Source organism: Streptomyces sp. NPDC048192, assembly GCF_043202415.1.
Taxonomy (GTDB): Bacteria; Actinomycetota; Actinomycetes; order Streptomycetales; family Streptomycetaceae; genus Streptomyces.
On the sequence record NZ_JBIDAL010000025.1, the window covers coordinates 1 to 11,940 of the forward strand.

The 11,940-nt window shown below is 73.5% G+C and carries 9 protein-coding genes; 4 read left to right on the plus strand and 5 right to left on the minus strand.

All coding sequences use genetic code 11. The features are described from left to right. Positions 1 to 158 precede the first annotated feature (158 nt). The 5 genes from ACGFZN_RS36855 to ACGFZN_RS36875 are packed head-to-tail and all read right to left on the minus strand — an operon-like array spanning position 159 to position 5,823. Positions 159 to 1,469 carry a DUF58 domain-containing protein gene (locus ACGFZN_RS36855; RefSeq protein ID WP_393862838.1) on the minus strand — a complete coding sequence of 437 codons (1,311 nt, stop codon included), beginning with the start codon at positions 1,467 to 1,469 and terminating at the stop codon, positions 159 to 161. Continuing rightward, entirely contained in the window at positions 1,469 to 2,458 is a 990-nt protein-coding gene (locus tag ACGFZN_RS36860) for an AAA family ATPase (protein WP_393862920.1), read from the minus strand. Before ACGFZN_RS36860 ends, ACGFZN_RS36855 begins: the two co-directional genes overlap by 1 nt. Continuing rightward, positions 2,458 to 3,654 (minus strand): DUF4350 domain-containing protein, encoded by a 1,197-nt coding sequence (locus ACGFZN_RS36865; protein WP_393862839.1) that lies wholly within the window; start codon positions 3,652 to 3,654, stop codon positions 2,458 to 2,460. Before ACGFZN_RS36865 ends, ACGFZN_RS36860 begins: the two co-directional genes overlap by 1 nt. Continuing rightward, the gene (locus tag ACGFZN_RS36870) at positions 3,651 to 4,427 is read right to left on the minus strand and encodes a DUF4129 domain-containing protein (RefSeq protein ID WP_393862840.1); all 777 of its coding nucleotides are present in this window, start codon (positions 4,425 to 4,427) and stop codon (positions 3,651 to 3,653) included. The genes ACGFZN_RS36865 and ACGFZN_RS36870 overlap by 4 nt, the downstream gene beginning before the upstream one ends. 4 nt (positions 4,428 to 4,431) lie before the next feature. Then, positions 4,432 to 5,823, minus strand: coding sequence for a glycerophosphoryl diester phosphodiesterase membrane domain-containing protein (locus ACGFZN_RS36875; RefSeq protein ID WP_393862841.1), 1,392 nt, complete (start codon positions 5,821 to 5,823; stop codon positions 4,432 to 4,434). A gap of 140 nt (positions 5,824 to 5,963) precedes the next feature. Here ACGFZN_RS36875 and mtnA point away from each other — a divergent pair, with 140 nt between their 5' ends. From mtnA to ACGFZN_RS36895, 4 genes are all read left to right on the plus strand, one after another. Further along, positions 5,964 to 7,106: an S-methyl-5-thioribose-1-phosphate isomerase gene (mtnA, locus tag ACGFZN_RS36880; RefSeq protein ID WP_393862842.1), complete on the plus strand. Its 1,143-nt coding sequence runs from the start codon at positions 5,964 to 5,966 to the stop codon at positions 7,104 to 7,106. Between the two features lie 164 nt (positions 7,107 to 7,270). Next, positions 7,271 to 7,960, plus strand: a complete 690-nt coding sequence (gene mtrA / locus ACGFZN_RS36885; RefSeq protein WP_191870552.1) for a two-component system response regulator MtrA — start codon at positions 7,271 to 7,273, stop codon at positions 7,958 to 7,960. 1 nt (position 7,961) lies between these two features. Beyond that, positions 7,962 to 10,067 carry an MtrAB system histidine kinase MtrB gene (gene mtrB / locus ACGFZN_RS36890; protein ID WP_393862843.1) on the plus strand — a complete coding sequence of 702 codons (2,106 nt, stop codon included), beginning with the start codon at positions 7,962 to 7,964 and terminating at the stop codon, positions 10,065 to 10,067. Next, positions 10,057 to 11,898, plus strand: a complete 1,842-nt coding sequence (locus ACGFZN_RS36895; protein WP_393862844.1) for an LpqB family beta-propeller domain-containing protein — start codon at positions 10,057 to 10,059, stop codon at positions 11,896 to 11,898. Before mtrB ends, ACGFZN_RS36895 begins: the two co-directional genes overlap by 11 nt. Positions 11,899 to 11,940: the final 42 nt, after the last annotated feature.

Here is an 11,940-nt window from a genome sequence, read left to right on the forward strand (position 1 = left end):
GCCGATGGTACTGCAGGGGGGACCCTGTGGGAGAGTAGGACGCCGCCGAACAATTCTTGGGAAAGGCCCACGCCACACGGCGTGGGCCTTTCTGCATTTCCAGGACCGTTGTTACTGCAGGGCCCACCTTCCCCGAAGGCCCGCTGGACCGGCGCCGCTCAGAGCCGGCCCGCCGCCTTCAGCGCGAGATACGCATCCGCCAGTGCCGGCGCCAGATCCTCCGGTGTCGCGTCCACAACGGTCACCCCGTGCCGTCGTAGCTGCTCGGCGGTGCGTCGGCGTTCCTCCTGGGCCTGAGCGGCCGCTGCGGCCTCGTACACCGCCTCAGCGCTGCCGCGTGCCTCAGCCATGCCTGCGATGTGCGGATCGGCCACCGAGGCCACCAGAAGGGTGTGCCGCTGAGTGAGCTGTGGAAGCACCGGGAGCAGGCCCTGCTCCACCGGCGCGGCGTCGAGCGTCGTGAGCAGGACGATCAGGGAGCGGCGAGGGGCCGTACGCAGAGCCGCCGCGCTCAGGCCGCGTGCGTCCGTCTCGACGAGTTCCGGTTCCAGCGTCGCCATCGCGTTCACCAGGCCGGGCAGTACGTCTCCCGCGGAGCGGCCCTGCACCAGGGCGCGCACTCGGCGGTCGTAGGCCAGGAGGGCCACGCGGTCGCCGGCGCGGGACGCCAGGGCCGCGAGGAGGAGTGCGGAGTCCATCGAGGCGTCCAGGCGTGGCGCGTCGCCCACACGGCCGGCCGAGGTGCGACCCGTGTCGAGGACAAGGAGGATGTGCCGGTCCCGCTCCGGGCGCCAGGTGCGGACGGCCACGCTGGAGTGGCGGGCGGTGGCGCGCCAGTCGATCGAACGGGTGTCGTCGCCGGGGACGTACTCCCGGAGGCTGTCGAACTCCGTTCCCTCGCCGCGTGTCAGCACGCTGGTGCGGCCGTCGAGTTCGCGCAGTCGGGCGAGTTTCGACGGAAGGTGCTTTCGGCTGGTGAAGGGGGGCAGAACCCGTACCGACCACGGCAGGGTGTGGGCGCCCTGGCGGGAGAACAGGCCGAGGGGGCCGTAGGAGCGGACCGTCACCCGGTCGGCCTGGCGGTCGCCGCGGCGGGTGGGCCGCAGCCTCGTCGTCACACGCCGGCGTTCGCCCGGGGGGACGGTCAGCCGGTGACGGCAGGCAGCGATCTCGGTGCCGGGCTGCCAGCTGCTGGGCGGCCAGGCATCCCTAAGGCGGGCCCGCAGCAGACGCTTGGACGGGTTGGTGATCGTGAGTGTGACGTCGGCGGTGTCGCCGAGACGGGTGGTGGTGTCGCCGGACCTGGACAGGACGAGCCGGCGTACGGGGGCGGCGAGTGCGTAGTCGCAGGCGCAGGCGAGGGCCAGGGAGCCGTTGACCGCGAGGAGGCCCGTCCAGCCGGGGTCCAGGATGCCGACGGGCAGGGAGCCGAGGGCCGCGAGGAGAGCGGCGCGTCCGGTGAGTGCCATCAGCGGGGGACCGGGACGTTGGCGAGGACGGCGTTGATGACGGAGTCCGCCGTCACGCCTTCCATCTCGGCCTCGGGGCGCAGCTGGACCCGGTGGCGCAGGGTGGGCAGGGCGAGGGCCTTGACGTCGTCGGGGATGACGTAGTCGCGGCCCGTGAGCCAGGCCCAGGCGCGCGAGGTGGCCAGCAGGGCGGTGGCTCCGCGGGGGGAGACGCCGAGGGTGAGGGAGGGCGACTCGCGGGTGGCGCGGCAGATGTCGACGACGTAGGCGGTGATCTCCGGGGAGACCGTCGTCTTGGCGACGGCGGCGCGGGCTGCCTCGAGATCGGCGGCGTTCGCGACGGGGCGTACGCCGGCGGCGCGCAGGTCGCGCGGGTTGAAGCCCGAGGCGTGGCGGGTGAGGACATCGATCTCGTCCTGCCGGGAGGGCAGAGGGATCGTCAGTTTGAGCAGGAACCGGTCGAGTTGGGCTTCGGGGAGGGGGTAGGTGCCCTCGTACTCGACCGGGTTCTGGGTGGCCGCGACCAGGAACGGTTCGGGGAGCGGGCGGGGGGTGCCGTCGACCGTGACCTGGCGTTCCTCCATGGCTTCGAGCAGGGAGGACTGGGTCTTCGGCGGCGTGCGGTTGATTTCGTCCGCGAGGAGGAGGTTGGTGAAGACCGGGCCTTCCTGGAAGGAGAACGCGGCGGTGCGGGTGTCGTAGACGAGGGAGCCGGTGACGTCGCTCGGCATCAGGTCGGGGGTGAACTGGACGCGTTTGGTGTCGAGTTCGAGGGCGGATGCGAGGGCGCGGACCAGCAGCGTCTTGGCGACTCCGGGGACTCCTTCGAGGAGGACGTGTCCGCGGCACAGAAGGGCGACGACGAGGCCGGTCACGGCGGGGTCCTGGCCGACCACGGCTTTGGCGATCTCGGCGCGCAGGGCTTCCAGGGAGGCCCGGGCGGTGCCCGCTTCCCCGGTGTTCCCGGCGTTGTCAGTGGTCGGGTCCATCATGGACGGCGTACCTCTCTTTCGAGGGCGTCGAGTTGGTCGGTGAGTGCGATGAGGGCCGCGTCGTCGCCGGGCGGCGGTCCGAAGAGGAGGGAGTGCAGGGCCTGTTGGCCACCGGTGAGGTGGGCGGACAGGGCGGGGAGCAGGGCCTCGGGGGAGTGCGCCTGGGCGACCGGGACGCCGACGAGGGGGGCGAGGCGGATGCGGGTGGCGGAGCGAAGAGCGGCGGCGGCGCGGTCGCGGGCGTCGGCCTTGCGGTAGAGGCGGGCGCGGCCTTCGGTGGTCTCGGAGGCGCGGATCGCGACGGGGAGTTTCTCGGGCACGAGCGGGCCGAAGCGGCGTGCCCGCCAGAAGGCGGCCAGGGCTGCCGCGATGAACAGCTGCAGGGTGCCCCAGAGCCAGCCCGACGGGATGAGGTCGAAGAAGGTCTTGCGGTCGCCGTCGCCGGTGGCCGAGGCATCGGAGAGCGAGGGGAGGTACCAGACCAGATGGGGGCGGGAGCCGAGGAGTTGAAGGGCGAGCGAGGCGTTGCCCTGCTTGTCGAGGCGGTCGTTGAGGAGGACGTCGGGCGCGCCGAGTACGACGGTGTCGCCGCTCCCGGATGTCTCGGGGACGCGCAGCAGGGTGGCGAGGCGGGCGCTGGGGTAGCAGGCGTCGGCGTCCAGGTGGGTGGTGGAGTAGCGGATGCCGCCGGTGTCGGCGCTGCCCGCGCGCCGGGCCTCGGGCAGGGCGCAACCGGGGGCCAGCGTGGTGTTCGTGCTCGTGGCGGGGTCCGCGGTGACTCCGGGGACGAGTCGCTCGACGGACGGGCCGCCGGGCGCGACGAGAACGGTGCGTCCGCCGGAGTGGGCCGTGGCCTGGTGCAGCCGGTCCTGCTGGCGCGCGGTCAGCAGGTCGGGTACGGCGACGAGCAGGGTGGTGTCCGGTCCCGCGGCGGCGCGTGCGGCGCCCAGTGTGGTGACCACGCGTGTGGAGATGCCCCGGTCGGCGAGGAGTTGGGCGACGGCGCGGCTGCCGTAGGGGTCGGCGGAGCGCGGGTCGAGTTCGCCGTGCCGGTCGGTGGAGCGGACGACCGCCATGACGACGGCCGCCGCGAGGATGAGTGCGGCGGCGAGCGCGATGCCTCGCTGGCGGGTCCACACCTGGCGGACGGTGGGCGCGGTGGAGGTCGTCGGCAGCGTGGCCTCTGCGGTCACTGGGCGGCCCCCTGGCGGGTGCTGTGGGCCGTGTCGGCGGTGCTGTGGGCGGGCCTGGTGCGTTCCAGGTCGCGGTCGAGTTCGGTGATGCGGTGGTACGACTGCTCGGTGGCCCTGCGTCCGCCGTATGTCACGGCGTCGAACTCACGGGCCGCGGCGCGCAGCCGGTCGGTGTGTGCGGGCAGGGTCCCGCCGGCTTCGGCGGCCGCTTCGTCGGCGGTGCGGCCCGGGCGGACGTCGAGCAGGGTGCGTTCCTCCAGAGAGCGGACGATGGCCCGCATGCGTTCCTGCACGGCCTGGTTCCAGTGACCCTGGGCCGCGTGCGCCTCGGCGGTCGCGCGGTGTTCGGCGGCGCTGCGGGGACGGTCGTCGAACAGGGCGGCGGCGGTGGAGGAGGGCTGCCGGCGCGGTGTGCCCAGGCGCCACCACAGGGCGGCGACGACGGCCACGACGAACAGGATGACGACGATCAGGCCTACCGTGCCGCCGGGAGTCGCCGAGGCGGCCGACCCGAACAGCCGGTCGAGCCAGTCCCAGAACGCGTCCAGCGCACGCTGGAACAGCCCCGGATCGTTCTCGTGGTACATCCGCTTGGACAGCTCCCGGCGGGCCGCCTCCCGCGCGGGATCGCGCGGGAGGGTCACCGGCGGACCGGGAGACGGGCCGCCGGCCGCGCCGAGGGCGGCGTGCGCCGCGCGCAGCAGGCCGCGTACGGCCCCGCCGTCGGCGCCGGCCGGGCCCGCCGCCGTGAGCACTCCCCCCGTGGGACTCACCGCATCAGCTCCCCGGGACGGCGCCGGGTCCGGCGGTGCCCTGGACGCCGGCGGCGCGGGCCAGTTCGAGGTCGAGGGCCTCGCGCCGGATGCGCTGGTCGATGTAGAGGAGCACGGTGACGCCCGCGCTGATCGGGAGGGTGAGCGTGGTGCCGATCAGGGCGCCGACGCCCTGGATGATCAGGGTGGCCCAGCTGGTGTGGCCGGCGCCGGTGTTGAGCAGGCTGTTCATGCCGTCGCCGCTGACGGCGGCCCCGAAGGCGGTGAACGGCATGGTGATGACCGCCGAGACCATGAAGGTGAGGAGCACGGTGAGCAGCACGATGCCGAAGGTGCGCCACCAGGAGCCGCGGACGAGCTTCGCGGACCGCCGCATGGACTTCACCACGCCCTGCCGTTCCAGCATCAGGGCGGGCGCGGCCAGGTAGAAGCGGATGCCCAGCCAGACCACGACGACGGCGGCGGCGAGGAAGCCCAGGACGAGCAGGGCGGCTCCGCCGGCGGTGCTGCCGGCGACCAACAGGGCGATGCCGGGCAGCGCGCCGCCGACGGCGATGCCGGTGAAGATCAGGGCCAGGAGGATGAGCAGGCCGAACAGTCGCGGAATCTGCGGCCGGGACTCGCGCCAGGCCTCGCCGGCGCCGACCGGTCTGCCGAGGACGGCTCGGCTGGTGATGGTGGTGAGCAGGGCGGTGGCGATGATGACGGCGACCGCGCGGATCACCGAGACGATCCCGGTGCCGATCATCGTCTCGCGCAGGGCGCGGAACGCCTCGTCGGGGCTGGCGCCGGGGTCGTTGAGGGTCGACTGGACGGCGGTGTCGTTCAGGACGAGGCCCTGCAGCAGGACGGTGCTGGTGTCGAGGAGGAGGGCGACCGCCAGCGAGATGCCGAGCACCGTGCGCCAGTGGGTGCGCATGGTGGAGACGGCGCCGTCGAGGATCTCACCGACGGCGAGCGGGCGCAGCGGGATGACGCCGGGCTTGGCCGCGGGCGGGGGGCCGCCCCAGCCGCCGCCCCAGGCTCCGTAGCCGGGGGTGCCGTAACCGGGGTAGCCGCCGTAGCCGGGGGGTGGGCCGCCGTAGCCGCCCTGCGGGCCCGCCTGGCCGGCGCCGTGGCCTGCCTGGCCGTGTGGTCCGGCCCAGCCCGGGCCGGGCGGCGGGGGAGGCGGGGCCTGCTGAGGGCTGGGGGCACCGGTGGGCGCGGACCACTGGCCGGGCGGCGGCTGCTCCTTGGACCACTTCACACCCGGGCCCTGCGCATGCGGGTCCGGCTGGGGTGCGGGGGCGGTGTCGCCGGGGCGGTCGGCAGGCTCGGCGGGACCGGACGTGCCGGGTTCCCGCCCCTCGTTCGACGGGGCGGTTCCGGGCGAGGCCCAGCCCGGAGTGTCTGTCATCGAAGCTCCTTCTCGGTGCCCGTCCGCGGTCGCGGCGGCAGGTTGGCAGCCATCGTGCCATGGGGTGGTCATCGGCGGACCGGCCGCGGTGGGGGCTGGATGCCTTCAATTGTTCGCAGGATCCGGGGCAGACTGACGGCATGGCTGATCAGCAGGCGCGAACCGACGGTGACAAGCGGCCGACCGAGATACCTGCGATCCGATGGGAGGAACCGCCCGAAGGCCCCGTGCTGGTCCTTCTCGATCAGACACGGCTGCCGGCCGAGGAGGTCGAGCTGGTGTGCACGGACGCGTCGGCGCTGGTGGAGGCGATCCGTTCGCTGGCCGTGCGCGGGGCGCCCTTGCTGGGCATCGCGGGGGCGTACGGCGTCGCGCTCGCCGCCGCGCGCGGCTTCGACGTGGCCGAGGCGGCCCGCCAGCTCGAGGGGGCACGGCCCACGGCGGTGAACCTGTCCGTCGGCGTGCGCCGGGCCCGGGCCGCGCACGAGGCGGCGCTGGCGCGGACCGGCGATCCCACCGAGGCGGCGACGGCGGCGCTGGCCGCGGCGCGGGCGCTGCACCAGGAGGACGCCGAGGCGAGCCGGCGGATGGCGGCGCACGGGCTGGCGCTGCTGGACGAGTTGCTGCCGGGCGGCGGGCACCGGATCCTCACCCACTGCAACAGCGGTTCGCTGGTGTCGGGCGGGGAAGGCACGGCCTTCGCGGTGGCTCTCGCGGCGCACCGGCAGGGGCAGCTGCGGCGTCTGTGGGTGGACGAGACGCGTCCGCTGCTGCAGGGCGCGCGCCTGACGGCGTACGAAGCGGCCCGCAGCGGTATGGCGTACACCCTGCTCACCGACAACGCGGCGGGCTCGCTGCTCGCGGCGGGGGAGGTGGACGCGGTACTGATCGGGGCGGACCGGATCGCGGCCGACGGCTCGGTGGCGAACAAGGTGGGGAGTTATCCGCTCGCGGTGCTGGCGCGGTACCACCATGTGCCGTTCATCGTGGTGGCGCCCGTGACCACGGTCGATCCGGACACCCCGGACGGGGCGTCCATCGAGGTCGAGCAGCGGCCCGGTTTCGAGGTCACGGAGATCACGGCGCCGCAGGTGGCGGCGGCGGGAGCGGGAGGCGGGATTCCGGTGGCGCCCCTGGGGACGCAGGCGTACAACCCCGCGTTCGACGTGACGCCGCCCGAGCTGGTGACGGCCATCGTCACCGAGGAGGGCGTGGTCTCACCGGTGACGGCCGAGGCTCTGGCGGAACTGTGCGCGAGGTCCCGGCAGGTTGCGGCCGGCTGACCGGCCGCCGGGGATCGCCGACACGCCCGGACCGCGGGGCGCCGGCAGCCGGCACCGGCATCGGTGCCGGCGGACCGGGGGCAGACAGTGACGGCCCGGTACGACTAAGGTCACCGGCCAGTGACCTCCCTCACCAGGGCACCTGTCACTGTTATGAGAATGGGATGATGTCGTTTATGAAGGGACGAGTCCTTGTCGTCGACGACGACACCGCACTGGCCGAGATGCTCGGCATCGTGCTGCGTGGTGAAGGTTTTGAGCCGTCTTTCGTAGCCGACGGCGACAAGGCGCTGGCCGCGTTCCGCGAGACCAAGCCCGATCTGGTGCTGCTGGACCTGATGCTGCCCGGACGGGACGGCATCGAGGTGTGCCGGCTGATCCGGGCCGAGTCCGGGGTGCCGATCGTGATGCTCACGGCCAAGAGCGACACCGTCGACGTGGTCGTGGGCCTGGAGTCCGGCGCCGACGACTACATCGTCAAGCCGTTCAAGCCCAAGGAGCTGGTCGCCCGGATCCGTGCGCGGCTGCGCAGGTCCGAGGAGCCGGCACCGGAGCAGCTGACCATCGGTGACCTGGTCATCGACGTGGCCGGGCACTCGGTGAAGCGGGACGGGCAGTCGATCGCGCTGACCCCGCTGGAGTTCGACCTGCTGGTCGCGCTCGCCCGCAAGCCGTGGCAGGTGTTCACCCGCGAGGTGCTGCTCGAGCAGGTGTGGGGCTACCGGCACGCCGCGGACACGCGGCTCGTCAACGTGCATGTCCAGCGGCTGCGCTCGAAGGTCGAGAAGGACCCGGAGCGGCCGGAGATCGTGGTGACCGTCCGTGGTGTCGGTTACAAGGCAGGGCCGAGCTGACATGTCCCGGGACAGTGCCGCTTCGGCTCCCGGCCGGTCCGGGACTCGGCCGGGGCGGACTGTCGGCCGGGCGGCGGGTACGCGTTTGAGGACCTTTTTCGACGGCGGGCTGCTCGAGGGCGGGGTCCAGGGCAGCCCGGTCATCAGGCTGTTCCTGCGCTGGGTGCGCCGTCCGCTGCTGCCCGTGATGCGGCTGTGGCGGCGCAACATCCAGCTGCGGGTGGTCGCCACCACCCTGGTGATGTCCCTGGGCGTCGTGCTGCTGCTGGGCTTCGTGGTGATCGGGCAGGTGCGCAACGGCCTGCTGGACGCGAAGGTGAAGGCCTCGCAGAGCCAGGCCACGGGCGGCTTCGCGGTGGCCAAGCAGAAGGCCGACGAGGCGGCCGGCGGGGCCGGGACCGGGGCGGCCGCGGGAAGCGGCACCGCCGACGGCACGGCGACCGCGGACGGCCGGCAGTCGCAGAACGTCATCCAGTGGATGAGCGACCTGGTGGAGTCGCTGTCCAGCGGTGGCGCGGGCGCCTTCGACGTCGTCACGCTGCCCGTGGGCGACGACAGCGGCGGCGGCCGCAGCCCGCGCGGCTCCGGGAACGTCAACCCGACCTCCAGCATCCCCGACGACCTGCGCGAGCGGGTCAACAGCGGCACGACCGCCGCCCAGAGCTACACCAGGATCGTCTACTCCAACGGCAAGGACTCGCAGCCGGCGCTGGTCATCGGCAAGCAGGTCAGCGACCCCAACGGGCGGCCGTACGAGCTGTACTACCTGTTCCCGCTCACCCAGGAGGAGAAGTCCCTCAGCCTGGTCAAGGGCACGCTCGCCACGGCCGGGCTGTTCGTGGTCGTCCTGCTCGGGGCGATCGCCTGGCTGGTGGTGCGCCAGGTCGTCACGCCGGTGCGGATGGCGGCCGGGATCGCGGAGCGGCTGTCCGCGGGGCGGCTGCAGGAGCGGATGAAGGTCACCGGCGAGGACGACATCGCCCGTCTGGGTGAGGCCTTCAACAAGATGGCGCAGAACCTCCAGGTGAAGATCCAGCAGCTGGAGGACCTGTCGCGGATGCAGCGCCGGTTCGTGTCGGACGTGTCGCACGAGCTGCGCACCCCGCTGACGACGGTCCGGATGGCCGCCGACGTCATCCATGAGGCGCGCGAGGACTTCGACCCGGTGACCGCGCGGTCGGCCGAGCTGCTCGCCGACCAGCTGGACCGGTTCGAGTCGCTGCTCGCGGACCTGCTGGAGATCAGCCGGTTCGACGCGGGCGCGGCGGCGCTGGAGGCCGAGCCGATAGACCTCAGGGACGTCGTCCGGCGCGTGGTCAGCGGCGCCGAGCCGCTCGCCGAGCGCAAGGGCACGCGCATACGCGTGGTCGGTGACCAGCAGCCTGTCGTCGCCGAGGCCGACGCCCGGCGGGTGGAGCGCGTGCTGCGCAACCTCGTGGTCAACGCCGTCGAGCACGGCGAGGGCAAGGACGTCGTCGTCAAGCTCGCCGCGGCGGGCGGCGCGGTGGCGGTCGCGGTGCGCGACTACGGCGTCGGGCTCAAGCCGGGCGAGGCGACCCGTGTCTTCAGCCGCTTCTGGCGGGCGGATCCGGCACGCGCGCGTACCACCGGCGGCACGGGCCTCGGGCTGTCGATCGCCCTGGAGGACGCGCGGCTGCACGGCGGCTGGCTGCAGGCGTGGGGCGAGCCGGGCGGCGGTTCCCAGTTCCGGCTGACGCTGCCCAGGACCGCGGACGAGCCGCTGCGGGGCTCGCCCATACCGCTGGAGCCCAAGGACTCGCGCCGCAACCGCGGCCTCGACGAGGCCGGGCTGTCCGGCGGGGGCGAGGAGAAGCGGGCGACCGTTCCGGTGCAGAAGGGCGGCGCCCAGTCGTCCGCGCTGCCGCCGCGCGACCCGATCGCGCCGCGGCCCGCTCCCGCCGCCGACCCGGCCGCGCTGCCCGGCAACGGCAACGGCGCGCGCGTGGTGCCCCGGCCCACCGGTGGTCAACGGCGCACCGAGGACAGGCCCGCCGCCGCTCCGGCCGCGGACCCGGGGCCGGGCCGGGGCGAAGCGGCCGAGGCGGAGGAGTCGACCGAGCCAGGGGAGGCATTTCGTGGGCGCTGACCGCGAGGGGGGCGCCCGGCTCAGTCCGGGACGCGCGGTGACATGGGCCGCCTTGGGGACCGTACTGCTGGCCGGGTGCGCCTCGATGCCCGACAGCGGGGATCTGCGGAACGTGGAGTCCACGCCGCGGCAGGACACCGGGGTGCGGGTGTTCGCCATGCCGCCGGCCGAGGGCGCCGGTCCCGCCGAGATCATGCAGGGCTTCCTGGAGGCGCTGACCAGCGACGATCCGGCGTACGACACGGCCCGCAAGTACCTGACGACGGCGGCGGCGCACTCGTGGCGGCCCGAGCAGTCCACCACGGTCCTCGCCAACGGGCCGAGCATCGAGCCGGACTGCAGGCCGGGCCCGGGCTCGGAGCACACCAGCAGCGTCACCTGCGTCCTCGCGGGCAGCAGGGTCGCGACCGTGGACGCGCAGCAGGCGTACGAGCCCGCCGCCGGCTCCTACCGCAAGAAGGTCCACCTCACCCGGGACCCCAAGAACGGCCAGTGGCGCATCGACGAGCTGCCCGACGGCGTCGTCATGGGCAAGTCGGACTTCCAGCGCAACTACACGTCGGTGGACAAGTACTACTTCGCCTCCGACACGGCCGTCGGGTCGACGAAGGAGCCGGTGGCCGTCGCCGATCCGGTGTTCGTGCGCAGCAAGGTGGACCCGATGACGCAGATGGTCCGCTCGCTGGTGTTCGGCCCCACCCACTGGCTGGGGCCGGTCGTCAGGTCGAGCTTCCCGACGGGTACGGCCCTGCAGAAGGGCGTGTCGGGGCTGGCTCCGGACGACCAGAACAAGCTGACCGTGCCGCTGAACCTGAAGGTGTCGCAGGTCGCGGCGACCAAGTGCACGGAGATGGCGACGCAGGTGCTGTTCACCCTGCGGAACCTGGCGCCGACGCTGGAGTCGGTCGAGCTGCAGGGCGTCGGCGGCCACCGGCTGTGCGAGCTGAGCGAGGAGCGCGCCGAGGCCACCGCCTGGCACGGGTCGGCCAAGAGCCCGGAGAACCTGTACTACCTCGACGCCAAGCACCGGCTGGTGCGGATGCCCGCGGGACCCCCGGCCACGACCACCGGCGCGGTACCGGTGCCGGGGCCGCTGGGCGAGGGCGGCAAGGTCCTGGAGTCGGTGGCGGTGTCGCGGGACGAGCACAGCGCGGCGGCCGTCGGCGACCAGGGCAGATCGCTGTACGTGACCTCGCTGGCCTCGGGCGGTTCGCTCGGGGACGCGCTGGTCACCAGCGAGGGCCCGAGCAAGGACGACCGGCTGACCACGCCGAGCTGGGACGCCCGCGGCGATCTGTGGGTGGCCGACCGCGACCCAAGCCGTTCCCGGCTGTACGTCCTCGAACAGGGCGCCGCCAAACCGGCTCAGGTCGCCGTCCCGGACCTGTCCGGACGGATCAGGGACGTGCGGGTCGCCGCCGACGGGGTGCGGATCGCGCTGGTGGTGGAGAAGGACGGCAAGCAGTCTCTGCTGATCGGCCGGATCCAGCGCGACGACGGCTCCGGGCAGGGCACGGCGGTGGTCGAACTGCGCTCCGCCGCGCCCGACCTGGAGCAGGTCAGCGCACTGTCGTGGGCTGGGGACAGCAGGCTGCTCGTCGTCGGCCGGGAGCAGGGCGGCGTGCTGCAGATGCGGTACGTCCAGGTCGACGGCTCCACGCTCGACGGGCCGGCGCCGGGCGCGCTCACCGGGGTGAAGTCGATCGCCGCGTCCGAGGACGAGCGGGTGCCGCTGGTGGCCTGCTCGGAGGACGGGATCGTACGGCTGCCGTCCGGGTCGCAGTGGCAGAAGATCGACAAGGACGGCACGGCGCCGGTCTATCCGGGCTGAGTCCTCCGCCGCGCACCGCCCCTTCCCTGTACGGGTGAGGGG